General features: G+C 63.6%; 27 protein-coding genes. 15 read left to right on the top strand and 12 right to left on the bottom strand.

Annotated features, from left to right (window positions below; genetic code table 11):
- Positions 1-26: 26 nt before the first annotated feature.
- The 5 genes from AC04SF_RS28530 (at position 27) to AC04SF_RS28510 (ending at position 5,361) form a co-directional block, all read left to right on the top strand.
- Entirely contained in the window at positions 27-1,067 is a 1,041-nt protein-coding gene (locus AC04SF_RS28530; protein WP_488480494.1) for a CapA family protein, read from the top strand.
- A gap of 300 nt (positions 1,068-1,367) precedes the next feature.
- On the top strand, positions 1,368-2,315 hold the full coding sequence (locus tag AC04SF_RS28525) for a hypothetical protein (protein ID WP_488480493.1): 948 nt from the start codon (positions 1,368-1,370) through the stop codon (positions 2,313-2,315).
- A gap of 341 nt (positions 2,316-2,656) precedes the next feature.
- Complete coding sequence (locus tag AC04SF_RS28520; protein ID WP_027047290.1) at positions 2,657-2,899, top strand: DUF1344 domain-containing protein; 243 nt, start codon at positions 2,657-2,659, stop codon at positions 2,897-2,899.
- A gap of 201 nt (positions 2,900-3,100) precedes the next feature.
- Complete coding sequence (locus tag AC04SF_RS28515) at positions 3,101-4,723, top strand: FAD-binding oxidoreductase (RefSeq protein WP_488480492.1); 1,623 nt, start codon at positions 3,101-3,103, stop codon at positions 4,721-4,723.
- A 14-nt stretch (positions 4,724-4,737) separates the two neighbouring features.
- Positions 4,738-5,361, top strand: coding sequence for a hypothetical protein (locus AC04SF_RS28510; protein ID WP_488480491.1), 624 nt, complete (start codon positions 4,738-4,740; stop codon positions 5,359-5,361).
- 64 nt (positions 5,362-5,425) lie between these two features.
- On the opposite strand, the gene AC04SF_RS28505 is transcribed toward AC04SF_RS28510, so the two are convergent.
- The 3 genes from AC04SF_RS28505 to AC04SF_RS28495 form a co-directional block, all read right to left on the bottom strand.
- The gene (locus AC04SF_RS28505; RefSeq protein ID WP_488480490.1) at positions 5,426-5,947 is read right to left on the bottom strand and encodes a hypothetical protein; all 522 of its coding nucleotides are present in this window, start codon (positions 5,945-5,947) and stop codon (positions 5,426-5,428) included.
- Between the two features lie 163 nt (positions 5,948-6,110).
- Positions 6,111-7,241 carry a hypothetical protein gene (locus AC04SF_RS28500; RefSeq protein WP_488480489.1) on the bottom strand — a complete coding sequence of 377 codons (1,131 nt, stop codon included), beginning with the start codon at positions 7,239-7,241 and terminating at the stop codon, positions 6,111-6,113.
- Between the two features lie 6 nt (positions 7,242-7,247).
- The gene (locus AC04SF_RS28495) at positions 7,248-7,682 is read right to left on the bottom strand and encodes a hypothetical protein (protein ID WP_488480488.1); all 435 of its coding nucleotides are present in this window, start codon (positions 7,680-7,682) and stop codon (positions 7,248-7,250) included.
- 716 nt (positions 7,683-8,398) lie between these two features.
- Between AC04SF_RS28495 and AC04SF_RS28490 the strand changes: the two genes are divergently transcribed.
- Positions 8,399-9,337, top strand: a complete 939-nt coding sequence (locus AC04SF_RS28490) for a diacylglycerol/lipid kinase family protein (RefSeq protein WP_488480617.1) — start codon at positions 8,399-8,401, stop codon at positions 9,335-9,337.
- Between the two features lie 93 nt (positions 9,338-9,430).
- On the opposite strand, the gene AC04SF_RS28485 is transcribed toward AC04SF_RS28490, so the two are convergent.
- Genes AC04SF_RS28485 through AC04SF_RS28475 form a run of 3 tightly spaced genes read right to left on the bottom strand, consistent with a single transcriptional unit; the run spans position 9,431 to position 13,172 of the window.
- Complete coding sequence (locus AC04SF_RS28485) at positions 9,431-10,348, bottom strand: NAD(P)-dependent oxidoreductase (protein ID WP_488480487.1); 918 nt, start codon at positions 10,346-10,348, stop codon at positions 9,431-9,433.
- A complete protein-coding gene (locus AC04SF_RS28480) occupies positions 10,345-11,559 on the bottom strand; it encodes a mandelate racemase/muconate lactonizing enzyme family protein (RefSeq protein ID WP_488480486.1) in 1,215 nt (404 codons plus the stop codon). The genes AC04SF_RS28485 and AC04SF_RS28480 overlap by 4 nt, the downstream gene beginning before the upstream one ends.
- Positions 11,556-13,172, bottom strand: a complete 1,617-nt coding sequence (locus AC04SF_RS28475) for a GMC family oxidoreductase (protein ID WP_488480485.1) — start codon at positions 13,170-13,172, stop codon at positions 11,556-11,558. The genes AC04SF_RS28480 and AC04SF_RS28475 overlap by 4 nt, the downstream gene beginning before the upstream one ends.
- A gap of 217 nt (positions 13,173-13,389) precedes the next feature.
- On the opposite strand from AC04SF_RS28475, the gene AC04SF_RS28470 reads away from it, so the two are divergent.
- The 3 genes from AC04SF_RS28470 (at position 13,390) to AC04SF_RS28460 (ending at position 15,146) form a co-directional block, all read left to right on the top strand.
- A complete protein-coding gene (locus AC04SF_RS28470; protein ID WP_488480484.1) occupies positions 13,390-14,331 on the top strand; it encodes a phosphoribosylaminoimidazolesuccinocarboxamide synthase in 942 nt (313 codons plus the stop codon).
- Between the two features lie 99 nt (positions 14,332-14,430).
- The gene (locus AC04SF_RS28465) at positions 14,431-14,826 is read left to right on the top strand and encodes an acyl-CoA thioesterase (RefSeq protein ID WP_010911043.1); all 396 of its coding nucleotides are present in this window, start codon (positions 14,431-14,433) and stop codon (positions 14,824-14,826) included.
- 116 nt (positions 14,827-14,942) lie between these two features.
- On the top strand, positions 14,943-15,146 hold the full coding sequence (locus tag AC04SF_RS28460) for a hypothetical protein (protein WP_096449219.1): 204 nt from the start codon (positions 14,943-14,945) through the stop codon (positions 15,144-15,146).
- Between the two features lie 168 nt (positions 15,147-15,314).
- Here the strand turns inward: AC04SF_RS28460 and AC04SF_RS28455 are convergent, their stop codons facing one another.
- Positions 15,315-15,683, bottom strand: coding sequence for a winged helix-turn-helix transcriptional regulator (locus AC04SF_RS28455; protein WP_172225502.1), 369 nt, complete (start codon positions 15,681-15,683; stop codon positions 15,315-15,317).
- Positions 15,684-15,774: 91 nt separating this feature from the next.
- On the opposite strand from AC04SF_RS28455, the gene AC04SF_RS28450 reads away from it, so the two are divergent.
- Positions 15,775-16,380 carry an NADPH-dependent FMN reductase gene (locus tag AC04SF_RS28450; protein ID WP_488480483.1) on the top strand — a complete coding sequence of 202 codons (606 nt, stop codon included), beginning with the start codon at positions 15,775-15,777 and terminating at the stop codon, positions 16,378-16,380.
- Positions 16,381-16,502: 122 nt separating this feature from the next.
- Here AC04SF_RS28450 and AC04SF_RS28445 read toward each other — a convergent pair whose 3' ends face one another.
- Both AC04SF_RS28445 and AC04SF_RS28440 read right to left on the bottom strand, forming a co-directional pair.
- The gene (locus tag AC04SF_RS28445) at positions 16,503-17,225 is read right to left on the bottom strand and encodes an MBL fold metallo-hydrolase (RefSeq protein WP_488480482.1); all 723 of its coding nucleotides are present in this window, start codon (positions 17,223-17,225) and stop codon (positions 16,503-16,505) included.
- Between the two features lie 157 nt (positions 17,226-17,382).
- The gene (locus tag AC04SF_RS28440; protein WP_488480481.1) at positions 17,383-17,838 is read right to left on the bottom strand and encodes a winged helix-turn-helix transcriptional regulator; all 456 of its coding nucleotides are present in this window, start codon (positions 17,836-17,838) and stop codon (positions 17,383-17,385) included.
- Positions 17,839-17,887: 49 nt separating this feature from the next.
- Between AC04SF_RS28440 and AC04SF_RS28435 the strand changes: the two genes are divergently transcribed.
- The 4 genes from AC04SF_RS28435 to AC04SF_RS28420 all read left to right on the top strand — a co-directional run bounded on the left by AC04SF_RS28435 (position 17,888) and on the right by AC04SF_RS28420 (position 22,209).
- Complete coding sequence (locus AC04SF_RS28435; protein ID WP_488480480.1) at positions 17,888-18,883, top strand: quinone oxidoreductase family protein; 996 nt, start codon at positions 17,888-17,890, stop codon at positions 18,881-18,883.
- A 107-nt stretch (positions 18,884-18,990) separates the two neighbouring features.
- Positions 18,991-19,545, top strand: a complete 555-nt coding sequence (locus AC04SF_RS28430; protein WP_488480479.1) for a winged helix-turn-helix transcriptional regulator — start codon at positions 18,991-18,993, stop codon at positions 19,543-19,545.
- Positions 19,542-20,645: an HlyD family secretion protein gene (locus AC04SF_RS28425; protein ID WP_488480478.1), complete on the top strand. Its 1,104-nt coding sequence runs from the start codon at positions 19,542-19,544 to the stop codon at positions 20,643-20,645. Before AC04SF_RS28430 ends, AC04SF_RS28425 begins: the two co-directional genes overlap by 4 nt.
- Positions 20,646-20,652: 7 nt before the next feature.
- Positions 20,653-22,209 carry a DHA2 family efflux MFS transporter permease subunit gene (locus AC04SF_RS28420; protein WP_488480477.1) on the top strand — a complete coding sequence of 519 codons (1,557 nt, stop codon included), beginning with the start codon at positions 20,653-20,655 and terminating at the stop codon, positions 22,207-22,209.
- Positions 22,210-22,248: 39 nt separating this feature from the next.
- Here the strand turns inward: AC04SF_RS28420 and AC04SF_RS28415 are convergent, their stop codons facing one another.
- From AC04SF_RS28415 to AC04SF_RS28405, 3 genes are all read right to left on the bottom strand, one after another.
- The gene (locus AC04SF_RS28415; RefSeq protein ID WP_488480476.1) at positions 22,249-22,935 is read right to left on the bottom strand and encodes a hypothetical protein; all 687 of its coding nucleotides are present in this window, start codon (positions 22,933-22,935) and stop codon (positions 22,249-22,251) included.
- Positions 22,936-23,097: 162 nt separating this feature from the next.
- A complete protein-coding gene (locus AC04SF_RS28410; RefSeq protein ID WP_488480475.1) occupies positions 23,098-24,339 on the bottom strand; it encodes an RNA polymerase sigma factor in 1,242 nt (413 codons plus the stop codon).
- Positions 24,336-24,740 (bottom strand): YciI family protein, encoded by a 405-nt coding sequence (locus AC04SF_RS28405; RefSeq protein WP_488480474.1) that lies wholly within the window; start codon positions 24,738-24,740, stop codon positions 24,336-24,338. The genes AC04SF_RS28410 and AC04SF_RS28405 overlap by 4 nt, the downstream gene beginning before the upstream one ends.
- Before the next feature lie 242 nt (positions 24,741-24,982).
- Between AC04SF_RS28405 and AC04SF_RS28400 the strand changes: the two genes are divergently transcribed.
- Complete coding sequence (locus AC04SF_RS28400) at positions 24,983-25,852, top strand: DMT family transporter (protein ID WP_488480616.1); 870 nt, start codon at positions 24,983-24,985, stop codon at positions 25,850-25,852.
- Positions 25,853-25,982 lie beyond the last annotated feature (130 nt).

The following is a 25,982-nucleotide window of genomic DNA, read 5'->3' as shown; positions in this document are numbered from 1 at the left end:
ACACAAGGCAAACGATTGAGCGTCGCGTGTCGAACTATCCGCTTTCCTACAAACTGTCCTGGCTGCCGCGTTTCCTGAAGCCGTCGCTTGGCGGTGATGGCAACGGGTTTGCGCCGATGGCGGGGACGTTGATGGAGCCACCACCAAGAGAGACGGTGCGGCTGGCCTTCATCGGCGACATCTCGGCGGTGGCCAACCGCCGGGCGCCGGATTGCGATCCGGCGATCAAGGCACTGCTTGGCACTGCCGATCTGGTGATCGGCAATTGCGAAAGCCCTGTCGTAGACAGGCCGAGCGCGGTGCTCGGCACGAAGCTCGGTACGCATCATGCGATGAGCGAGCGGTTTCTGGCCGAGGCGCTGGCGGCGGTCGGTATCGCGCACGAGAAACTCGTGCTGTCGCTGGCCAACAATCACGTGCTCGACCAGGGCGTCGCCGGTATCGACAAGACGGTGGCGGCGCTGAAGCGGCTCGGCATCCGCAGCATCGGCCTTGCCGCCGACGGCCCGGTGCAGTCCGTCAAAGTTGGACCGCTCAACGTCGGCTTGGCGGCCTTCACGCTGTGGCGCAATGCGGGTGAAGATTTGTTTGCCGGGCGCGTTTCGATGGCCAGCGATGCAGAGCGCTGGCCGCGCGGCTTCGATCTTCTCTGCGCCGTGCCGCACTGGGACTGGGAGTTCCGCCACTTTCCGCGCGCCAGGACGCGGGCACTGGCGAGGCGCCTGGCCGGGCAGGGCGTTGGGCTGATCGCCGGCCATCACGCCCATGTGGTGCAGCCGATGGAGCGGATCGGCGACGCGATTGTCGCCTATGGACTCGGCGATTTCCTTGGCACCGCCCTTGCCCGGCAGCCATGGCCGGGGCGCATTGGCGGAATTTTCGTTGTCGATGTCAGTACGGAGGAGGGGGCGCGCGGTGCGATTGCGGCTTACCGGATGCAGCCGTTCGTACGGCTGCGGGACGGGGATCATGAACGGCTGGTGCCGGTGGAGCGACTGGAGGGCGCGATGAGGGGAAAGGTCGAGGGGCGGCTGGGCGCGATCTTCCCTTCCCCCCTTGTGGGGTGAGAAGCGGTCCGCGTAGCGGACGAAAAGCCAATTGCTTGGCTTTTCGAGCTTCGAACGCCCTGAGCCATGCGAAGGGCCGGGGTGGTCGATCCACCTGCCGGATCCCCGCTGCTTCGCAGCGTCCCGGCGTTCGCTGGCCTTTCATCGTGCCACTGGCACGATGAATTCGCTTCGCGAACCGGCTGCTCACCCCGCAAGGGGAGAAGGAAGAAGCGCCATCCGTCTGGCGCCTCTCCTGCAAAACCCGCTATCATGAACCTGTCAAGGCTTGCGGGGGTGGCCGTGGAAGCAGCGGATTTCATGCCTGATGAGACAGTCATCGCCGGCATCCGGAAGAACATCGAAGCCTATGAGGCGGCGCGGGCTTCGGCGGTGCGGCAGGTGCGCTGGCGGGTGCCGCTGTTCGTCGGGCTGGTGCTGGTGACCGTGGTGGTGATCGCCTGGCTATTCAACAAGGTCGCCGATCCCAACGAGCAATGGTTCTCGACGCCGCATGTGTTCCTCTATGTCATCGGCTTCGCTTCTTCGATCCTGCTCTATTTCCAGGCGATGAAGCCGGCGACGCGGCTGCAGCAATCGTTCCGCGACACACTGCTGCCGATCATCTTCGGCTTCATTAGGGATGTGCGCTACCAGCACGGCGGCAGGCCGAACTCGTTCGACCGGCTGCCGCGCGAGGCGGTCGGGCCTTTCAACCGGCAAACCTTCGACGATGTCGTCTCCGGCGGCTACGAAGGGTTTCCGTTCGAGCTCTACGAGGCGGAACTGCGGGAAGGCACCGGCAAGGGCTCATCGACGGCCTTCAAGGGCGTCATCGTCGCCTTCGAGGCCGTCGAGCCGTTCCCGGGGATCCTGGTGGCGACGCGGCGGAACAATGCGGTCGTCGGCTTCTTCCGCGGCCTGTTCGGGTCCAAACTGCAGGAGCTGTCGTCGGGCGAGCCCTTGCTCGACGCAGCCTATGAATTCCGCACCGACAATGTCGAGGCGGCGCGGCCGCTGGTGATGGGCCGGCTGGCGCAGGCGCTGAAATGGCTGGGTGAGACCTGGCCGGACGATCCCGCCCGCGTCGCGCTCAATGGCGGCGACGGTTTCCTGCTGTTGCCGCAGGCGAAGAATTTCTTCGAACTGCCCGAAATATCGGTGCCGCTCGACTACACCAGGCATGTCGCGCCGATGATCTCGGATATGGGCGCCATGCTGGCGACGGCCGCACTGGTGCGCAAGATCGGGGCGAAGGACGAAGGCTAGCCGGCGGTGAAATAAAACGTGTCTCGTCGATTTCCCGCAACATTTTTTGTGATCCCACCGGGTAGCAAATACGGCAGTGGCATGACGACCGTCAGACGACATCTAACGGACTCTTTTCATGACAAAAATCGCTGATGCGATTGGCCGCGAGATGACATCAGCCTTGTTGACCCGCAAGCAATGTGTCAGAATTAAGCCTATGATTTCCTTTGCGAAAGTTCACTCAAAGTGATTTGCGGGCAGCAGGCTTTCCGTTCCAGTTTCGGGCTGTTCGGTGCTGCCGTTCCCAAAGGCGGCGGCTTCAGCACCGAACGGAACCGAAACAGCACGGAGTGCTATCGATGAAGAAGACCCTCGCAACCACCGCCGCTCTGCTCGCCTTCCTCGGTACGGCCTATGCCGCGTCCGTTCAGGGCACCATTCAGGCCGTCGATCCGACGACCAAGTCGATCACGCTTGACGACGGCAAAATCTACCAGCTGTCGCCGGAAGCAAAGATCGGCAAACTGAAGGTCGGCGCCAAAGTGGCGGTAACCGTCGATGACAAGACCGGCATGGTGACGTCCATCAAGAAGGCCTCCTAGACACGAGCATCATGCGTCGGCAGACCTGCTGACCGGACTTTTCAGACCCTGCTCCAGTCTTGGCCGGTTCCTTCGGGGATCGGCCATTTTCATGCTCCTGATCGCTCATCGCCGGCCATTGGGGTGGCGGAACGCTGCCCCGACGCGCCCTATGGTTTTTGCCAAAGAGCCGCGCTATCCCTTGGCCAACGGGGGATCTGCATGGCTGACGAACAGAAGGGGTTCCGCCTGTCGCGCCGGTTGGTGCTCGGTGCGGCTGTCGTCGGCGGCGCGGTGCTGTGGGGCGGAACCACCATGGCGCGGCTGGCGCGCGGGCCTTCGGGACCGAAGAATGCCGGCCGTATCTCAGACATCGACGGCATTGCCCTGCCGCTGAAACCGATCGCCAGTCCGCCGGCCTTCGATCCTTCGCTGCCCTGGTCGGCCAAAGGCGGCGACATCAACGATGCCAGCGGGCTGTCGCGAACGCCGGTCTATGGCGTCGTCGAGGTCAGCGAGGAGGACCATATCGCCAACGCGTTGGCTTTCGCGCGGGCCAACGGGCTGAAAGTGTCGCTGGCCGCGATCCGCCATTCGATGGGCGGGCATGCCTTCGACGACAATGCGCTGGTGCTCGACCTCAAGAAATTCAACAAGGTCAGCGTCGACGCGTCGGCCAGGACCATGAGGCTGCAGCCGGGCGCACGCTGGCACGACATCCAGAACATGCTGCATCCGCGTTTCGCGGTGAAGGCGATGCAGTCGACCGACATTTTTTCGGTCGGCGGCTCGCTGTCGGTCAACGCGCATGGCATGGATCACCAGGCGGGTTCGGTGGCCGGCTCGATCCGCTCGATGCGGGTGATGCTGGCCGACGGGTCGGTGACGACCTGCTCGCCAACCGAAAACACAGACCTGTTCCGTCATGTCGTCGGCGGCTATGGCCTGTTCGGCGTGGTGCTGGAGGCGACGCTCGACATCGTCGACAACGCCGTCTATCGCACCTCGCGCGAAATCATCAAATCCGACGATTTCCCAAGGTTCTTTGTCGAGGTGCTGGAGCCGAACAAGGATATCGGCCTGTTCTACGGCCATCTGTCGACGGCGCCGGGCAACTTCCTCGAGGACATGATCGTCTACCGCTACGACAAGGTGGCCGAAGAGCCGCCGGCCGACCAGCCTGATATCGGCGAACCGGGCTCGGTCGGGCTGAAGCGGGTGATCATCAATCTGGCGAAATGGGGCAGCCTGTTCCAGGAGCTGAAGTGGTTCACCGAAAAGACGCTGGAACCGAAATTCGAGAACTGCACGGTGGCGCGCACGACGGCGATGGCCCAGGGTGAGGCCTGCCTCGTCACCCGCAACAACCCGATGCACGATTCGGTGCCGTATCTGTTCAACGACCTGATGGACGAGACCGACATCCTGCACGAATATTTTATTCCACGCGCTGCGTATAATCTATTCATCACCGAAGCGGGCGAGATCCTGCGCAACCAGTCGCTGCCGGTGCTCAACGCCTCGGTGCGCATCGTCCACAAGGAGGATGTGGCGCTGACCTATGCGCCTGAGCCGGCCTATTCGCTGGTGCTCTATATCAACCAGCCGACCGATGCCGACGGCAATGCCAGGATGCGAGCGCTGACGCGGGCGCTGATCGATGTGACGATCAAGCATGGCGGGCGCTTCTTCCTGCCCTACCAGCTGCATTACACGGCCAGGGAATTGCTGGCCTCCTATCCCGAACTGCCGGCCTTCCTGGTGGCGAAACGGCACTATGACCCGACGGAACTGTTTTCCTCGACCTTCCACCGTGCCATCAAGGCGCTGAGCGGGGTGGCGTAAGCAGGAGAACAATCATGCGGATGGTATCGGCGGCAGCCCTCACTCTTATCGCGCTGTGCGCTGGACCGGCCGGAGCCGAAGACCTCAAGGCGTTCAAATTGACGATCGACGGTGTGGCCGTCGACATCGATCCCGGCGAGAGCACAACGGTGACGCTGCCTGGCGGAAAACAGAGCAAGGTGACGCTGCAACGCAACGACTTCGCCACCTTTTCCGGTGACAGTTTCTCCTTCGTCCATCCGAGCAGCATTTCGGTGACCAAGACCGATCTCGGCGAAAACATCACGCAATATCTGATGGCCTCGGCGCTCGGCACGATCGTCGTGGTGCAGGAATATGGCAAGATGAACCCGGTGTCGCTCAACCAGCTGATGCTGCAGGAGATGACCAGGGAATCGGTGCAGGCCGGTGCCGAACTGACGCAGCAGCCGACGACACGCAAGCTCGCCGACGGCAAGGAGCTGACCGGCATCCGCGCCGAGGTGAAGACACGCACCGAGACCGCGTATTTCGAGATCGTCGGCTACGGCCTTGCCGATCAGGGGCTGTTGTTCATCACGCGCGTCGGCAGCGAGGACCTGGCCACCGAACAGCCGCTGATCGACAAGTTCTGGGAGAAGCTGAAGGTCAAGATGTAGGGAGCTATTGTGTCTTGACGCAATTCCGGACGGAAAACCGTTTCACACTTTTCCTGGAATTGCTCTATAGCCCCGTCGGCACCAGGCCAGCCAGCCAGTTCACCGAACGCTTTGCCGCGTCGGCGGTCGCGGAAGCCGCGCGGCCGAGATCGGTCTTGACCACGGCATAGCCGTTCTTGGTGCGGTAGAGCACGCCGGTACCGCCATCGACCACCTGTTCATAGGCAACGGGCCGGGCGGCGTCCGCTTCGACGGCCGTCGTCGGGGTGCCGACCGGGACGCTCGGCCGATGGCCCAGTTCCGGCGGCAGCGGGTTTTCCGTCCGGACGACCCTGCTGGCAGGTTTCAGTTCCGGGCGGGATGCGGTGGCGGCCAGTTGCGAGGAGGACGAGGAACCCTTGGTGCGGCAGATGCCGGACACCAGCGGATAGTTGAAATTGCGCTGGTGCAGGATCTGGCTCTTCATCGCGGCTTCGCACTCGGCGATGGTCGACCACTTGGCCGGCGTCTCGCCGATATATTCGCACAGCTTGGCGTCACAGTCGCAGCCGACAATGGTCATGGCGACAAGGGCGGTCTTGATCACGGTCTTGTCCCTTCGAGATGCCCCCCGGCAGCCCATTCAGGTGCATGTCGCCCTTCAGGCAACATGCACCATTCCATCGCGCGCGAACAAGGCGGGATTTGGCCGCGATTGTGGAATGAGCATGGCGGTACGGCTGATCCTGGCCGGGCGTGGCCGAAAGGCCTCAATAATCGTAGACGTGTTCGAGTTTTGCGCCCGCTTTCATGAGCGACGGCAGCACCAGATGCAGCTTGCGCACGGCAACGACCATGCCGGTGCGGCGCGTCGAGGTGTCCGCCGGCAGCGGATAGCTGAACAGGATACGCATGCCTTCGGGAACGGCGATCGCGTCGGTCGAGAGCACCGTGACCATGATCTCGTCATTGCCGCCGATCTCGACGAAGGAGACGCCCTTGTCGATCAGCCGCGGGATCATGTCGGTGAACACCTGATAGCGCTTGGTGACGAAGATGGTGCCACCGGCGCCGTAGTCGCGTTCCAGCAAGGTGTCGGGCTCGTTGCGGGTGGCTTCGCCGACCGGGCCCTTGGCCCAGACATGGATGTCGAGGAAGGCCGGGTCGGAGGTCGCTGCGAGCGCCTTCTTGATCAGGTCGGCATAGCCCTGCTTGATGGTATCGGCGAGGCCGAAGGCGAGCTTGCGTTCGCTGGTGCGCACGGAGCTGTCACCCGGCGCCGGCTGCACCGCAAACAGGCCGGCGCGCTTTTCGGCATAGGGGAACTGGTACCACGGCACCTGGTCGAGGAAGGCGGCGTAGTTGGCCGCCACCCTGGCCTGGTAAATGTCGGCGGCGGTGCGCTTGGCCGATGTCGCCTCGGTGATGCGGCCGACCGTGTTCTCATAAGCCCATTGCAATATGTGCTCGATCGAGTGGCTGATGCCGATGATGACCAGCATCTGATGGTTGGCGTAGTTGAACTTGTAGGGAGAACTGGCGCGGATCACCGTCGCGTAGTCCTGCCAGAAGCGGCCGACATAGGACCAGTAGGGAAAGCCGCTCGGCTGGTCCTTGGCGACGAAGCCGGCATATTCGCGCGCGGCGTAGACGATCGCCCATTCGGGGTAGGTGAGGAAGGTCGATTCCTCCGGCCTTTGGTAGCCGGCAATTTCGGCGCGGACCTTGTCGGCCAGCGCCTTGGCCGGCGCGCCATCGGCGATGCCGGGCAGCGGCGTCTTGTCGAGCGACGGCGTAGTCAGGAAGCCATAGCTCAGCCCGACGACCGGGATGAGGATGACGATGACGATCAGCCAGACGATCGTCTTGATGATGCGCTTCAGCCAGCGGAACAGGAACATGGCCGGTCAGGCCGTGGCGAAGTGGTCGTGTATGCGCTTCGACAGCCAGAAGCCGACATAGACGGCAAAGCCGCCGATGACGATGTGCGGCAGGTTGGCGAAGAAGCGGGCAGGGAATTCGATGTCGTTGAGGGAGCGGAAGCCGTTGATGAAGATGCCGGCATCGAGACAGCCGGAGCCGGTGATCAGCCCGAGCACGCCGTCGAACAGATAGACCGAGCCGAACAGCTTGAAATAGAAAACCGCCAGGCGGTGCGAGACGAAGGCGGCGGCCAACGCCCAGGCGCCGGAGAAGGCGTGCAGCAGGTCGTCATACCATTGCAATGAGAACAGGCCGAACAGATTGCCGTTGGCATCGTTGAACGCCGGTATGTAACCGATGGCCACGACGCCGAAGAACAGGAAAGCATAGGCAACCGCAAGCTTCTGGATCAACGTCATGAAGTACCCCCCTTCAATTGACGTAAAACGTTAGCCGATTTTGGCGCCGGTTGCAGCCCCAACCGGAAACACCGTGAAAATTGTGTGGGATGGGCCAAAAGACAGTCGGCGCCGGGATTTCTCCCAGCGCCTCCCTGTCAGATCAGGACACGGTCGCGGCAGCAACTTCCGTAAAGTCGTCGCGCCATGCCGGCCTTGATTTTGACGGTCCTGCCAGTCCGCCACCCGAGAGCAGCGTCCGTTCGGGACCTCGCCGGTCTCCACCCTTGCGGGCTTTGCCCTGCGGCCATCGAAGGTTTTTGCCGTCCTTCATGGCAGCATCGGTCCGCCGTCGGCGTTGGCACGCTTTCCGCGGCCCCGTAGGTCTCGGCTACCGTCCCTCGAAACAGGCAAGCCTGTTCTCGCTTCGGGCCGTACGGGCCTCAGGAAATCCGCCTTTCACTTTCGCCTTTCGGCTTGGCGATCAGTGGCCGCCTGAGATGGGTTTAACGTACGCCGGGTAAGGGTCCTGGGGAATGGCCCTGGGCCTGTGGATAGCGGGATTATCGGGGACCGTTTGCGAAGAACCCCAGAATTTCGAAGCCGGCTGCCTTAGACAGCCTGCCCTCGCTTTTTGGTGCTCCGACCGACAGCGCCCCTTGCTCCGCCGACGGGCGCGGGCTTCAATGCCGGCAAACGATCGGACATGGATGTCCGGCGCCGGGGAGGGCGAGTATTTGAAAGTCGGGGTGGTTCTCAATCCTATAGCCGGTGGCGGCCGGCTGAAACGGCATTGGCCTGAAGTCGCCGCTTCGCTGACGAAGCACTTCGGCGAATTCGAGTTGCGCGAGACACAAGCCGAGGGTGACGCCGAACGGCTTGCAATCGACCTCGCGGCCAGTGGCTTCGACCTGGTGATCGCGGCGGGCGGCGACGGCACGGCGAGCGAAGTGGCCGACGGGCTGCTGCAGGCGTCGGAAGAGGGCGGCAAGACGACCGAGCTTGGCCTAATTCCTTGCGGCACCGGCATCGATTTCGCGCGCGGGCTTGGCCTGCCGAAAGCGGTGGACGCAACCCTGAAGCGGATCGCCGGGGCGGAGGGACGCAAGGTCGATGCCGGCCGCGTCTGCTACATCGACGACCATGGCGCGCTGGCCAGCCGCCACTTCATCAACATCGCCAGCCTTGGCCTGTCGGGCGCCACCGACCGCGCGGTCAATGCCGACAAGCGCAAGGGCAAGATGTCGGCCAAGACGCTGTTCCTGTGGCGCACCGTGGTCGAGTTCATCCGCTACCGCTTTCAGGACGTGCGGATCACCGTCGACGACGGCGCCCCGGTCGAGGCGCGCATGGCGCTGGTGGCGGTGGCCAACGGCAAATTCTTCGGCGGCGGCATGATGATCGCGCCCGACGCCGAACTGACCGACGGGGAGTTCGACATCGTCATCCTGCGCGCGGCAGGCAAGCTGAAGCTGATCTGGGATATCCGCCTGCTTTATGGCGGCCGACACCGCAACCATCCGGCCATCACCATATTGCGCGGCAAGAAAGTGGTTGTCGAACCGCTGGGTGATGTGGAAAAGAACGGCGCCTTGGTCGACATAGACGGTGAGTCGCCCGGGCGCATACCGGCAACCTTCGAGATTCTGCCCGGCGTGCTGACGCTGAGATATTGAATCAAGGCGTTGCCAGATTGATTCAAGTCGTTTCGAAACTGAATCCGGCTATCGATTCAAGTAGATGAAATTGCTTGGTTTTCCGTTCGCCGGTCAGATTTCCAATTTGGCTGGAAAACCAGGCGCGCGCAGGTCGGTGCCGACGGCATCTTCCAGCAATTTGACGATCTGGGTCGACCAGGCGCCGCCGCCATAGGCCGCTTTGCCCTGCTCGAAAATCGCGTTGACGCGCGATGCCAGCTCCAGCGGCACGCCGAAATCCTTGCCCATGCCCAGCGCAAAGCCGAGGTCCTTCAGCGCCAGGTCCATGGTGAAACCGATATCGTAGGAGCCGTTGAGGACGAGCTGGCTTTCGGTCTCGTGGACGAAGCTGTTGCCGGAGGAGGCAACGATGGCGTGGTAGGATTGGGCAAGGTCGAGCCCACCCTGCTTGGCCAGCATCAGCGCCTCGCCGGCGGCGACGAGATGGATGAAGGCCAGCATGTTGGTGATGACCTTGATCACCGCCGCCGAACCGATCGGCCCCATCAGGAACGATTTAGCGCACATCGCTTCGATGGCCGCGCGATGACGTTCGTAAAGCGCGGCATCGCCACCGACGAGCGCGGTGATTTTGCCGACCGCCGCCAGATGCACGCCGCCGGTGACCGGGCATTCCAATGTCGCGATGCCCTTGGCCGAAGCGAGGGCGGCAAGGCGCACGATCTCGTCGCGGCCATTGGTCGACATCTCGATCCAGGTGCCACCCGGGGCCAAGCCTTCGAGCAACCCGCCGGGTCCGGCAAGCACCGCTTCGCTGACCTTGGGCGAGGGCAGGCAAGAGATGGCATTGCCCGCCCGCGCCGCCGCCTCGGCAGGGCTGTCGGCGGCGGTGGCGCCGAGTGCAACGAGACGCTCGACGGCAACCGGGTCGCGGTCGAACACAGTGACCGCGAAGCCGTTGCGGATCAGGCTGGCGGCAAGGTTGCCGCCGAGATGGCCGAGGCCGATGAAGGCGTAGCGTTCGCTCACGGCATCAACGGTGTCTGCATCATCTGCAGGTGCAAATCCTTGCCGGTGTAGGGATGCGCATCGCAGACCGCTTCGTTGAGCTCGACGCCCAGCCCCGGTTCCTTCGACGGGATGACATTGCCGTCCTGCCACTCGATCTTCTTCTTCAAGAGCGTGGCGTGGAAACCGTCCCACTGCTTCAGCGATTCCAGGATGAGGAAGTTGGGCAGCGTCACCGCCAGCTGGATGTTGGCGGCGCCGACGATCGGCCCGCAATAGCAATGCGGCGCGACCTGAATGTGATAGGCCTCGGCCATCGCGGCGATCTTCTTGGTTTCGAGGATGCCGCCGGAGCGGCCGAGATCCGGCTGCAATATGGTCGCCGCGCGGTTCTCGATGACGCGGGCGAATTCGAACTTGGTCGTCAGCCGCTCGCCGGTGGCGATCGGGATGGAGGTACCGCGGGCTACCTGCGCCATCACTTCGGGCATGTCGGGCGGCACCGGCTCCTCGAACCACAAGGGATCGTAGGGTTCGATGGCGCGCGCCATGCGCAGTGCGCCGGATGCGGTGAACTGGCCGTGCGTGCCGAACAATATGTCGGCGCGGGTGCCGACCGCCTCGCGGATCGCCTTGATCATGCGGGTGGAGACGTCGATGTCGACGAGGCGCGGCTGATGGCCGTCAAAGGCGGTGTAAGGGCCGGCCGGGTCGAGCTTGACCGCATTGAAACCCTGCTCGACATATTCGAGCGCGCAGGCCGCCGCCATTTCGGGGTCATTGTAGACGTTCCTGCCGTCCGGCGCGTCCTCAGAATGGACGCTGCCGGTGTGCGGGTAGAGATAGGTGTAGGAGCGCAACGTCTCATGCACCTGGCCGCCGAGCAATTTGTAGACCGGCTTGTTCGCCTCCTTGCCGATGATGTCCCAGCAGGCCATTTCGAGCGCCGAGAAGCAGCCCATGCCGGACACGTCGGGACGCTGGGTGAAGCCGGAGGAATAGGCGCGGCGGAAGAAATTCTCTATGTCGTGCGGATCGCGGCCGACGAGATAGCGCTCGGCCATGTCCTCGACCATTTTCGCCGTGACATGGGCAGAGAAGGTGGCGTTGTATGCCTCGCCGTAACCGACCACGCCGCCATCGGTGGTCAGCTTGACGAAGATGAAATACTTGCCGCCGATGCCAGGTGGCGGGTTGCCGACAACCCAGGTCTTGACGTCGGTGATCTTCATTTTTGGTCCTCCAGAACCAGTTCAGCGCCCTTCCATCCGGTCATGATGGAGGCTGCATTGGTGTTGCCGGTGATGTTGTCGGGAAAGATCGAGGCGTCGATGACGCGCAAGCCTTCAAGCCCGTGCACCTTGAGGCGCGGATCGACGACGGCGCGCGCGGGATCAGGCCCCATGCGGCAGGTCGAAACCGGGTGATAGACGGTGCCGGAACGTTTCCTGAAATCGGTGATCAGGTCGGCGTCGGATTGGATCGACGGGCCAGGCAGGACTTCTTCCCTGATGATTTCCGCCATGGCCGGCATCGAGGCGATCTTGCGCACGAATTTCACCGCCGCCAGCATCTCCTCGACATCGGCATTGGTCGAATAGGCATTGGCGCTGATCTTCGGATAGTCCAGCGGATTGCTGGAGCGGATCATGATCTCGCCACGGCTCGACGGGCGGCAGTTGGACAGGCCGATGGAAAAGCCCGGCCAGGGGTCGGGAGTCAGGATCGGCCGCTCGCCGCTCTTCGGGATGACGGTCGAGAAGGCCTGGAAATAGAGCTGCATGTTGGGGCGCGAAAACGCCGGGTCGGTGCGGAAGAAGCCGCCGCCATGGTTCATCGACAGCGACAGCGGACCCGAGCGCGTCAGGATGTACTGCATACCGACCAGCAGCTTGCCCCACCAGGGGCGCAGGATCTGGTTCAGCGTCGGCACCTTGCCCTTGAATGTGTAGTTGATGCCGACATGGTCCTGCAGATTGGCGCCGACATTCTCGTTGGCATGAACGACAGGGATGCCCAGCCCTTTCAGAAGTGCCGAGGGACCGACGCCCGACAATTGCAGCAGCTGCGGCGAGTTGATCGAGCCGGCGGACAGGATCACTTCGCGGCCGGCCCGCGCCGTCTTCGTCTGGCCGTTCTGCAGATATTCGATGCCGACGGCGCGCTTGCCGTCGAACAGGATGCGGCTGGCCAGCGCGTTGGTCTCGACGCGGACATTGCCGCGCTTCATCGCGGGGCGCAGGAAGGCCCGCGCGGCCGACATGCGGCGGCCGTTCTTGGTCGAGATCTGGTAGGTGCCGACGCCTTCCTGGGCAGCGCCGTTGAAATCGGGATTGAGCGGCAGGCCGGCCTGCTGGCTGGCGGCGAGATAGCGCTTGGTCAGCGGGTGGACGGCGTTGGCCGTCTCGCTGATGTGCAGGGGACCGCCGGTGCCACGCCATCTGTCGGCGCCGGCCTCATTGTCCTCGAGCGCCTTGAAGGCCGGCAGCAAATCGTCATAGCCCCAGCCGGGATTGCCGGCGGCGCGCCAGTCGTCGAAATCCTCGCGCGCGCCGCGGATCCAGACCATGGCGTTGATCGAGCTCGAGCCGCCGAGCAGCTTGCCGCGCGGCCAGTGGTCGACATTGCCGCCAAGGCCGGGATCGGCTTCCGTCTTGTAGTTCCAGTTGACGGCCGGATCGAAGAAGGTCTTGCCGTAGCCGAGCGGCATCTGCACGTAGAAGCGCCGGTCCGTGCCGCCGGCCTCCAGCACCAGAACCGAAAAGCGGCCCGAAGCCGACAGTTTGTCGGCGAGCACCGAGCCGGCCGAGCCGGAGCCGACGATGATGAAGTCATAGATCTGCATGATTGAAATGGGTGGCTCCGGAAAACTGGCCGCAGCCTAGACGCCATGGGTTCGCCAAGTCGCCGCGCCTTCCGGCATGCGTTGTGAAAAATGCGACTGCGATATCAGGTCGAGTTGCGGGGAATACCGACAATCATGCTTGATATGCAGGGGGTCGACAGCTTATGCGAGGGCATTGTTTTTGCTCTGGCGCACTCTGCAGAAGGCAGGAAATCATATGCGGACCCTGTCGGATGCCTTCATTCCCGAACTGCCGGGCCACTACAAGGGCAAGGTCCGCGAAAATTACGACCTGCCGGACGGGCGGCGTATCATCATTGCCACCGACCGTCTCAGCGCCTTCGACATCATCCTGACCTCCATCCCGTTCAAGGGAGAGATCCTCACCCAGACGGCACGCTACTGGTTCGAGGAAACCGCCGATATCTGTCCGAACCATGTGCTCGAATATCCCGACCCCAATGTCGTCGTCGGCACGAGGCTCGACATCCTGCCGGTCGAGATCGTCGTGCGCGGCTATCTGGCGGGGACCACCAGCACCTCGATCCTGACGCGCTACAAGCGCGGCGAGCGCGACATGTATGGGATGCGCCTGCCGGACGGCCTGCGCGACAATGAAAAGCTGGCCGCGCCCGTCATCACGCCGACGAGCAAGGCCGCGGATGGCGGCCATGACGAGCCGCTGTCGAGGGCAGAGATTATCGAGCAGAGCCTACTCTCAGAGGCGCAGTGGGATACCGTCTCGGATTACGCCTTGCGGCTGTTCGCCCGCGGCCAGGCGCGCGCCGCCGAGCGCGGCCTGATCCTCGCCGACACGAAATACGAATTCGGCTCCAACAAGAACGGCACGATCATCCTGGCCGACGAAATCCATACGCCGGACTCCAGCCGGTACTGGATCGCGGCGAGCTACGAACAGGCGCTCGCAAGCGGCACGCGGCCGGAGAGCTTCGACAAGGATTTCATCCGCTCCTGGGTGGCGGCGCGCTGCGATCCCTACAAGGATCCGATCCCCAGGATTCCCGACGAGATCGTCGAACAGGCCTCGCGTATCTATGCGCAGGCTTACGAGGCGATCACGGGCAAGGCATTCGTCCCTGACGTTTCCGGGGATACGGTTCTCGATCGCATCCGGTCGAACCTCGCGCGCTACTTTTGACGGCCAGGCGAAGCTTTGCCGCGTTGACGCGTCCGCACGGTGACGCTACGGGATCGAGGGCAATCGATCTCAAGCCATCGACCTCGGGGGATTTCTCGCATGGTGCACTACGCGGACGGACGGCCGATCGGAGACCTGACGCTGCGCACGCTGGCCATGCCTTCGGACGCCAATGCCGCTGGCGATATTTTTGGCGGCTGGGTCATGGCGCAGATGGACCTTGCCTGCGGCATCCGCGCCGCCGAGCGCGCCCGGGGCCGCGTGGTGACGGCGGCGGTCAAGGAGATGTCCTTCGCCAAGCCGATGAAGATCGGTGACACGCTGTGCATCTACACCCATGTCGAACGCGTTGGCCGCACCTCAATGACGCTGAAGGTCGAAGCCTGGGCGCAGCGCTATCTCTCCGACCTGATGGAAAAGGTCACCCACGCCGACTTCGTCATGGTGGCGCTGGACGGCGAGGGCAAGCCGAAGGCCGTTCCGGCCGAGGGTTGACGAAAGCCCGGTTTCCCAATCCAGCGCAATTGTAACATCGCCCGCGCGGGTGATGCGTTCCGCGACATCCAGTGGTTGCCTTCACGCCCGATTGTGCTGGCGTTGGGGGAGAGACAATGCGTCAACACATACTGAACAGCTGGCTCGTGGCAGCCCTTGTCGCATTGGTCTGCCTGCTCGGCGTCACCGCCTATGCCGAAGTCAAGAACGACCTTCCGCACACGACTTGCCTGCAAGACGGCAAGGGTGACCGCAAGCCGGCCGCGACATGCACGACCTGCAGCACGACGTCCTGCGATGGCCTGGCGCCGAGAAGCTGAATAGCTGCCTTTGGTCTGCGATTGCCGTCGTCAAGGCAGCGCGTGCGTCATCGTCCTCAAGCGCCACAAGACAAGTTGCCAGGCTGCGTTTAGAGAACCCATGAATTCGCTTGCCGCCAGGCGTCCTCACTCAACGCGAAACTCCGGACACCTTGCAGCGCAAGGGTTTTAGCCATGCGCACCGTCGAATTTTTCGCGTGCCGCCTGGACGCGCTGCGTGTTCCTGCGCGCCCATTCGCCGAGTGCGCCGACCGGCACCAGCAACTCATGCCCGAGTTCGGTCAGTTCATAATCGACGCGCGGCGGAATGGTCGGAAACACGGTGCGGGTGACGAAGCCGTCGCGTTCCAGGCCGCGCAAGGTGGTGGTCAGCATCTTCTGCGAGATGCCGCCGACAGCCGCGCGCAGCTCGTTGAAACGCAGCGGTCCGCCGCCAAGCTTGCCGACCACGAGCACGGTCCATTTGTCGCCGACGCGCTGCAGGATTTCCGAAATCGCGCGGCAGTCTTCGGTGTTGTGCGGGTGCCTCAGTAACAAAACGGTGCCTCCTTGCGTCGGCAGTTGACAGTATCTCATATAGCGCCGGTATCTAAACGATACCAGCTTTTTACTGGAATGGAGAGCCCCCATGTCAAAGCCGAAAATCGCCATCATCGTCGGTTCGACGCGCGCCGCGCGCTTCGCCGATACCCCGACCCAATGGATCGCCAAGATCGCCAAGTCGCATGCCGATATCGACGTCGAGGTTGTCGACCTCAGGGACTTCCCGCTGCCCTTCTTCGACGAAGTCGCCTCCTCCGCCTGGGTGCCGTCGACCAACGAAGTGGCGCAGCGCTGGCAGAAGAAGGTCGCCGAATTTGACGGCTTCATCTTCACCGCCGCCGAATACAATCACGGCCCGACGGCCGTGCTGAAGAACGCCATCGACTACGCCGCCAATGAATGGAACAAGAAGCCGGCCGGCTTCGTCGGCTATGGCAGCGTCGGTGGCGCCCGCGCCGTCGAGCAGCTCCGTCTCCATGCCGTCGAACTGCAGATGGCGCCGGTCAAGTCCGCCGTCCACATCGCCTGGGGCGACTACCTCGCCGTCCGCCAGGGCGAGAAGAAGCTCGAGGAGCTCGAGCACTTGAACCAGGCCGCCACGGCTCTGGTCAATGACGTTGCCTGGTGGGCCAAAGCGTTGAAGAAGGCGCGCGATGCCGACGCGCTTGCCGAGGAAGTCAAGGCGGCCTGAAGGCTCTTTGAGATTATCCTCCCAAGGGATGCGGGGCGGCGCTTGCGCCGCCCTTTTAGACTCTTTATTTTGACGCAATTCCGGACGGAAAACCGCTCACACTTTTCCTGGAATTGCTCTGGCTATAGCGGCTCAAATCGAAAGCTGCCGCCGGAGCGGACGACACGGCCAATGCCGGGCGAGTCCAGATGCGCGCCGGCAACGAAACAATGATCGTCCGCCGCAAGCGCAAGCAGTCGCAACCGGCTCGCGCGCGCCTGATCCTGATTTTCGTCGAATTCCCACGTCAGCTCAGGCCGCTCGAACTGAAGCGATGGGACGTGGACAGTATCGCCCCAGATCAAGATGCTCTCGCCGCCGCTCGAAACGCGAAAGCAGCTGTGGCCCACTTCATGGCCATGAGCGCCGACAATGTCGATATGTGTCCCGAGACGGTCTCCGGCCTCGAACGGTTGCGCCATGTCGTGAAATCGCTTGAGCCGCGCCACGGCATGGAAGAGGCCGAGCTCCTCCCTGGGAACGAGCAAGTGCGTCAGGCGCGGGAACGCGTCCCGGCCGTCGGCAAGCACGAGGCCATGGATGTGGTCGAGATGCGTATGGGTGAAGCAGACGGTACGGACTTTTCCGACATCGATGCCGGCTTCGCCCAACGCCTGGGGAAGCCGGCCCATGGTGGGGTGCCAGGCATTCGAGGCGCCGGTATCGATCAGGATGATCTCGCTTCCATCGTCAATCGTGAAGGCGTTGACGGAGAGCCTGAGTTGACCGCCAAACAACGGGACCTGTGGCGGCAAGTCATCATCAAATGGCTTGCCGCCGTCTTGCCAAAGCCGCCTGACCGGCATGTCGACATATCCATCGCGCAAGGCGGTGATGCGCAGGTCACCAAGAGTATAGGTCTGATAAAGTTCGCCCGAAGCTATGCGATGCATTTTTTGCCGATCCGTTCTGTAGACAATCTGCGATGGGCAGCCGGCGTCGGCAACCCGCCATAATTTCGATTCAGGCCGTGTGTGCGTGCTGGGCCTGCCGTGGCCGGATGATGCAGTCGGCGAGGCGGTGCGTCTCGTCCAGTTCGTCGGCGTGGTGCTGGCCCCACTGGCAGAGCGCCAGCAGGATCGGCTCGAGGCTGAGGCCGAGGCTGGTCGCCGAATATTCAACGCGCGCCGGGACTTCGGCGAAGATCTCGCGGCTCACGAGGCCGTGCTCCTCCATTTCGCGCAGCTGCTGGATCAGCACTTTCTGGGTAATGCCGGGCATTATCGCTTTCAGCGCCGACAGCCGCCGGGGACCATCGAAGAGATGGTAGAGGATGACCGCCTTCCAGCGCCCGGCGATCACCTTCAGCGCCCGCTCCGCCGGCAGCATCGGCAGCCGCTTGATCGGCATTTTCGTGGGCGAACCGGCCATGGTCACCTCCTGGTCAGCTGGGGAGAAATGAGTGTGTAGTCGCGGCATCGCAGATAGTGGCAAAGCATGACCGATGCCAGCGTGATCGGAGTTTGCCATGAAAGCCGTTCAATTCAGCCGCTTCGGCGGCCCCGAGGTGCTGGAGGTCGTCGACCGGCCAGCGCCGGAGCCGCAAACCGGCGAGGTTCTGATCCGCGTCCGTGCCGCCGGCATCAACTTCTTCGAGGTGCTGATGCGCGCGGACCGTTACGCGGTGACGCCGCAACTGCCGATGTTTCCCGGTGTGGAAGTGGCTGGTGTCGTCGAGGCCGTCGGACAAGGTGTGGATGGGGCGCTCAAGGGAAGACGTGTCGCCGCACCACTGTTTGCCTCGCAACGTCCCTATGGCGGCTATGCGGAGCAGGTGACGATACCGGCCGATCTCGCCGTGCCGCTGCCGGATGATGTCTCGTTCGAAGACGCGACGGCGCTGATGGTACAGGGGCTGACCGCCCTGCATCTGCTACGCCAGAGGCCGCCGGAGGGCAGGACGGTGCTGGTGCCGGCCGCCGCTGGTGGCGTTGGTTCGCTGCTTGTCCAGCTGGCGAAGGCAAAGGGTGCGGTCAAGGTGATCGCCGCTGCCGGCGGCGCGGGAAAGATCGAGCTTGCCTTGTCGCTCGGCGCTGATGCCGCCGTCGACTACACCAATCCGGATTGGCCCGCGCGCGTCCGCGTGCTGACAGGCGGGGAGGGCGCCGACACCGTCTACGACACGGTTGGCGGCGCGCTGACGGCGCTGTCGCTGCCGGCGTTGGCGCCCGGTGGCGAACTGGTGTTCGCGGCGCTCGGCCGGTATGGGCTCGCGGCTTCCGATCTGGAAGCGATGATCGGCCGCAACCAGTCGCTAAGAGGTTTTGCGCTGCTGCCGCTATTGTCCACGGACGGGCTGAAGGCCAGCCTGTCCGAACTGTTCCAGTTGGCCGCGAGCGGCCAACTGAGGGTCGCAATTGGCGGCCGTTTCACGCTCGATCAGGCCGGCGAGGCGCACCGCCACTTGGAGGAGCGCCGTGCGATGGGGAAGGTCGTGCTGGTGGCTGACGGACTCGGTCACTGATGCAATCATTGCTCGCGGCCAAAGGCCGCCATGGTCACATTTAGTGACTTGCATAATGCAACTGACTTTGCTATGTGTCACTTTCATTTTGAAAGAGACCTCCGGCCATGGTTGCCAAAACAAGCTTCGAATCCCGCCCGTGCCCGATCGCGCGCAGCCTTGACGATGTCGGCGAATGGTGGAGCATCCTGTTGCTCAGGGACGCCTTCCAGGGGCTGACGCGCTTCGACCAGTTTCAAAAGAGCCTGGAGATCGCGCCCAACATTCTGACGCGACGGCTGAACAGCCTGGTCGAGCGCGGCCTGTTCGAGAAGCGCGCTTACTGCGAGCGGCCGCTTCGCCATGAATATGTGCTGACCGCCAAGGCGCGCGATTTCCGCCCGGTGCTGCTTTCCCTGCTCGCCTGGGGCAACAAGCATCTGGCGCCCGAGGGTCCGAGCCTCGTGGTGGTGGACAAGGCTGACGGGCGTTGGGCCGAGCCGGTTCTGGTCGACCGCGAGAGCGGCAAGGAACTCGACAGCGATGAGTTCATCATGGCCACCGCACCCAAGGCCACCGACCGCATGCGGCAGCGCTATCGCTTCAGCAGCGAAGGCTCAGGCCTTCCGCTCACCGACAATACGGTGATCGAGCACAGGTCGGATGAGGCACGCCGCCCATGAACAAGGTTCTCTCCGCTGCCGAGTTGCAGCCCGTGCAGCCCGCGGTCGTCCAGGTTCCCGCGCCCGCCAAAAACCGCCGCAAGCCGCGGCTGATGCTGGGCGCCGCGATCGCCATCGGCATCGCCGGCTGGTATGGCTTTCAGTGGTGGCAGGCCGGCCGCTTCCTCGTCTCGACCGACGACGCCTATGTCGGCGGCAACGTCACGCCGCTGGCGCCACGGGTCGCGGGGCATATCGACCAGATCCTCGTCGAGGACAACCAGCATGTCGCCGCCGGCCAGCTCATCATCCGCATCGACGACCGGCCGTTCAAGGCGGCGGTGGAGCGTGCGCAGGCTGCCGTCCAGCAGCAGCAATCGGCCCTCGACAATCTCCGCGCCCAAGTCTCGCTGCAGAATTCGCTGATCGAACAGGCTGAGGCCGATCTCGATGCCAAGAGCGCCGCCGCGACTTTCACCACCCAGGACGCGCAACGCTATGCGGTGCTGGCCAGCACCAAGGCTGGCACGCAGCAGGACGCGCAGAGAAGCCTTGCCGCCGATGGCCAGGCGAAGGCTTCCGTTGCCGCCTCCCGCGCCGGGCTTGCAGCGGCCAGGCAGCAGCTCGATGTGCTCAACACGCAGATTGCGGAAGCGACGGCCGCTGTGGCAGCCGCCAAGGCCGATCTCGACACGGCAGAGCTTGATCTCGGCTTCACGCAGATCCGCGCTCCCATCGACGGCCTCGTCGGCAACCGGCTGGCGCAGGTTGGCACCTATGTCTCGCCGGGCAGCTACCTCCTGACGATCGTTCCGGAGAGCGGGCTGTGGGTCGACGCCAATTTCAAGGAGAACCAGTTGCGCAGCATGGCCGACGGCCAGGCGGCGACGGTCTATACCGACATCGCGCCCGACCAGCCGCTCAAGGGCCATGTCACCAGCCTGGGGCCTGCAACGGGAGCAATCTTCAGCGTCATCCCGGCGCAGAACGCCACCGGCAATTTCACCAAGATCGTCCAGCGCGTTCCCGTCCGGATCGCCATCGATCCGGATCAGGCGCGGAAGGTCGCGCTGCGGCCGGGCCTCTCCACCGTGGTGACGGTCGATACCGGCGCGCACTGAGAGCATCATGTCGGAGCGCCCGCAATCCTTCATCGCCAGCATCCTGCCATTCATGGTGATGTGCGTGGGGATGTTCATCGCGCTGCTCGACATCCAGATCGTCGCCTCATCGCTGCAGGATATTGGCGGCGGCCTGTCGGCGGCGCAGGACCAGATCGGCTGGGTGCAGACCTCTTATCTCGTCGCGGAAATCATCGTCATCCCGCTGTCGGGCTGGCTGACCCGCGTGTTCTCGACACGTTGGCTGTTCACCATCTCGGCGGCCGGCTTCACGCTCGCCAGCACGCTGTGCGGCTTCGCCTGGAGCATTGAAAGCATGATCGTGTTCCGGGCGCTGCAGGGGCTGCTCGGGGCGTCGATGATCCCGACGGTCTTCACCTCGTCATTCCATTATTTCCAGGGGTCGAGGCGGGTCTATGCGGCCGCGGTGGTCGGTAGCATCGCGTCGATCGCGCCGACGCTCGGCCCCGTCATCGGCGGCTGGATCACCGACACGCTGAGCTGGCACTGGCTGTTCTATGTCAACGTCATTCCGGGCACCATCATCACCATCCTCGTCGCGGCCCTGGTCAAGATCGACAAGGCCGATCCATCGCTGCTGAAGGGCGCCGACTATATCGGCATCGTGCTGATGGCGGTCAGTCTCGGTACCGCAGAGTATGTGCTGGAAGAGGGCTCGCGCTGGAACTGGTTCGATGACGCAACCATCCGCAATGGCGCTTTCGTCGCCGGCATCACCATGGTTCTGTTCGTCATCCGCAGCCTGACCTATGCGCAGCCGGTGGTCGATTTCCGCGCCTTCGGCAACCGCAATTTCGCTATCGGCTGTTTTCTCTCCTTCGTCACCGGCATCGGCATATTCGCCACGATCTATCTGACGCCGCTGTTCCTGGGCTATGTCAGGGGCTACGACGCCTTGCAGACCGGGCTCGCGGTGTTTTCCACCGGTGTCGCCTCGATGATCGGCGTTCCCGTCTACATCTTTCTCGCCAAGCGCTTCGACACGCGTTGGCTGATGATGTTCGGCCTGGCCTCCTTCGGCGCCTCGATGTGGAGCTTTAGCGCCATCACCAGCCAGTGGGGCGCGGCAGAGCTTCTGATCCCGCAGCTGTTCCGCGGCTTCCCGCAGGTCTTTGCGGTGGCGCCTAGCGTCAATCTCGGCCTTGGTAGCCTGCCGCCCGAACGGCTGAAATATGCCAGCGGGCTGTTCAACACGATGCGCAATCTCGGCGGTGCCGTCGGCATCGCCATTTGCGGCGCCATCCTGAACGACCGCACCAACTTCCATTTCCTGACGATCGCCTCGCATCTGACGGCACAGAACGAGGCCGCCATGCGGCTCGTCGACAACGTCGCGCTGCGCTATGGGCAACTGCCCGGCGCCGTCGCCGACGGCCATACCGCCTCGCTGAAGCAGCTGTGGGCGCTGGCCTACCGCGAGGCGTCCACCATGGCCTATGCCGATGCGTTCCTGGTGATCATGGCAGCGTTCGTCGTCGCGACTGCGCTGGTTCCCTTCCTGCGCAATGTCACGCCGAAACCGCTGCCTCCTGGCGCACACTGAGGCGCGCCCGGGTTTTCCGGGTATCGGCTCTTCAGCGATTCATCTCGATGCGCCGGCGCCGGTGTCCGTCCTTTTGCCGAAAGCCTGCCAGCGAGCCTCGACTTCGGCGCGAAGCTGCTCGCCGTTGGTGGAGAGCACTTTGTGGGGCAGCGCGACGAACCGTTTGCCATCCCGGGCTGGAAAAATGTTGCCCAGGCGCGAGGCCGTGAGGTTCGGGGCGAATGTGAAGGTCGCCAGACCGATGCGGAACCGCTTTGACCCCCTGCTGTTTCGGTAGACAGCCCTCCACAGAGGCATGATCGTTTCATCCATGAACGCCTCGGAAACCTGCAGCGCGGTGACATCCCGGTACTGGTCTTTGCCCCAGCGATACCAAGACGTGCCCCATCGCCTCTTCACAACCTCGAAGCTAATGTCGAGCGAGGAAATGTCCTCGACCTCCCGCCATGGGACGTCGAGAAAGACATAGCCGTCGAGATTGAGGCGCAATCCGGCCGGCGACAGCAGCAAAAATGGCTCGGCGGTCAGCCATCCGTTGATTTGCCAGACAATCATGACGGCGGCCAAAGCCGCCAGCGGACCGCCCAACAGCCAATTGTTCTTGCCGAAGGCGACAATGAGCCCGACAACGAGAACAAGCGCCGAGAAGGCGATGTATTTCAATGCGATCTTGCCGCTGCCATAGGCAATTATCTGGTTGACGTCTTGTGCCTGGACTGAACTCAACGTTCGCCTCCCTTGGCCGGCACGAGTTTGCAGGCGAGAGCCGCCGCCAAGACATTGATGAACGATACAGGCTGGCCATCGGCCCAACAAGTCCAGGGTGCATAGCACAGGCGTCCACGTCAGCGTACCGGTACGCGGTAGGTGCCGGGGCGGGCGGGTGGCTTAGGCGCCCGCGCGGGCGAGTAACAAAGCCCGCTCCCTGTCATTGCCGGTCAACTGGGCGGCCTGGCGGAACGCCGCGCGGGCTTCCGCGGGACGTCCCAGCTTCTCCAGGAGATCGCCGCGTACCGTGGGCAAGAGGTGCGAGTCCTTCAGGCGGGGTTCGTTCTTCAGCGCATCGACGATGGCCAGACCCTGCGCCGGTCCGAAGGCCATGCCGACGGCCACTGCCCGGTTGATCTCGACGATCGGCGAGGGGGCCGCCAGGGCCAGGGCCTGATAGTATGCGGCGATTGCAATCCAGTCGGTGTCGGCGGCTGTTGCCGCGCGGCTATGGCAGGCGGCGATCATCGCCTGCAGGAGATAGGGGCCGGGTGTCGATGTCAGCGTCATGGCGCGGTTCAAGCCGTCGAGGCCACGCCGGATGAGCGACCAGTTCCATCGACCGCGGTCCTGGTCGAGCAGCAGGATCGGTTCGCCCGCCCAGCCGGTGCGTGCAGGGAAGCGCGAGGCGTTGAGTTCCATCAGTGACATCAACCCCAGCACCTCGGGCTCGTCAGGCATCAGCGCCGCCAAGGAGCGGCCGAGGCGCAGCGCTTCGCCACAGAGATCGGCGCGCAGCCAATCCGGCCCGGTGGTTGCCACATAGCCTTCGTTGAAAATGAGATAGACCACCTCCAGCACGGCGGCGAGGCGTTCGCGCCGCACCTCGCCGCGCGGGGTCTCGAACGGGATGGCGGCATCGCGTAGCGCCCGCTTGGCGCGCACGATGCGCTGGGCCACTGTGGCTTCGGGCACCAAGAAGGCGCGGGCGATCTCAGGCGTCGACAGCCCGCCCAGCAGCCGCAGGGCGAGTGCCGCGCGCTGCTCGGCCGGCAAGACGGGATGGCAGGCGGTGAAGATCAGCCGCAAAAGGTCGTCGTCGATATCCTCGTCGAGTGCGGCCTCGATGTCGGGCATCTCGCGCTCCAGCGCGGCGAGATCGATGGCCAGTTCGCGGTGCTTGCCGTCGATCATGGTGGTGCGGCGCAGCCGGTCGAGCGCCCGGTTCCTGCCGACCTCAGTCAGCCAGGCGGCCGGGTTGCGCGGGATGCCTTCCCGGGGCCAGCGCTCCAGCGCCAGCAGGAAGGCATCGCCGGCGACCTCCTCGGCCAGCCCGATATCCCTGAGATAACGGACCAGCCTGGCGGTGAGCTTCGGCTGCTCGATCCGCCAGACCGCTTCGATGGTGGCTGTGGCCGTCAACCCATCAGCTCGCTGAAGCCTTCCGCCGCCTTCTGGACGTCCTCGGGGAAATCGCTCATCTCAAAGACGCGGCGAACTTCGATCTGGTCATTTTCGCCGGCGGGGCAGCGGCGGGCCCATTCGATGGCTTCTTCACGCGAGCGCACGTCGATCACCCAATAGCCGCCCAGCACTTCCTTGACCTCGGCGAACGGGCCGTCGGTGACAACGGGCTTGCCGCCCTTGAAGCTGACCCGCGCGCCCTCGGACGGCGGATGCAGCCCATCGAGCGCCAGCAGCACGCCGGCCTTCTTGAGCTCCTCATTGTATCGCATCATCCCCTCCACCGCTTCGGCGCCGGGCCTGACATCGGGCGCCGCCTCCGCGTAGCCGCCGGGGATCATCAGCATCATGAACCGCATGGTCGTCTCCTTGTTTGGGTTGGTTCGATGATACGACGAACGGCGAGTGACGAAATCGACACGAGTGGCAAAAAAGTTCAAATCCCCGGTCGCGCCAAGGGCCGAGGGTGTTGGACCGTCATATGGGCGAGGCTGCCATCTGGCCCTGCCAGTTTGCCCTGATATGTCAGGCTGCAATTCCTCACTCGAGCAAATCCGTGAAATCATCCAGCCTTGCCGGCGCAATCTCCCCCACGATCCCGATGCTCGTCTGCGTGTTCGGCATCTTCCTTTTGTCCGGCATGGATGCGGCGATGAAGGTGCTGGTCATCGCGGTCGGCGTCTACAACACGGTGCTTTGGCGCAGCATGCTGGCGACCGTGGTCGCCGGCGCGGGTTGGCTGGCAGGGCCACGCTCGCTTCCTGCGCCCTCGGTGCTGAGGCTGCATGCGCTGCGCGCCACGATTGTCGGCATTGTCCTGCTGTGCTTCTTCTGGGGGCTTGCAAGACTACCGCTGGCGGAGGCGATCGGGCTGAGTTTCGTGGCGCCGCTGTTTGCGCTGCTGCTGGCCGCGCTGCTTCTGGGCGAAAGGATACAGCGCAAGGCGATCTGGGCTTCGCTCGCCGGCATTGCGGGCGTTGTCATCATCGTGGCCGGCCAGTTCGGCCACACAAGCTACGCTAGGGATGCCTTGCTCGGCACGGCGGCGGTGCTCGTCTCGACGGTGTTCTATGCCTACAATCTGATCCTCGCGCGACGACAGGCGCTGCTGGCCAAGCCCATTGAGATCATGCTGTTCCAGAACCTTGGCGTTGCGGTCATGCTCGGTCTGGCAGCCCCCTGGCTCGCTATTGCGCTGCCCAGCAATCTCTGGCTTCCGCTCGCAGGCGTAACGGCCCTGTCGCTCGCCGGTCAGTTCCTGATGAGCTGGGCCTATGCGCGTGCCGAAGCGCAATACCTGATCCCGACGGAATATTCGGCCTTTATCTGGGCGATCGCGCTCGGCTGGTTCTTCTTCGACGAGGCGGTGACCTGGACCACGCTGGCGGGAGCCGGCCTCATCGTGGCCAGCTGCCTGATCGCCGCACGCTCGAACCCGAGACTTGCCGAGCCGATCGAAGTCGCGGTTTGAGGGGGGAAGCGCCCTCCACGACACGTCGACGCGTAGTTCTCATCGCAGAAATTGCGCCACCCCATCCAAAAGCAGGGAGCGCTTCTGTGTGACCTGAACCAAATATATTCATAAGTAGATTGCTGTCTTC

The sequence above is a fragment of the Mesorhizobium sp. CNPSo 4671 genome (assembly GCF_057784245.1).
This window is presented reverse-complemented; position numbering and strand designations above follow the sequence as displayed.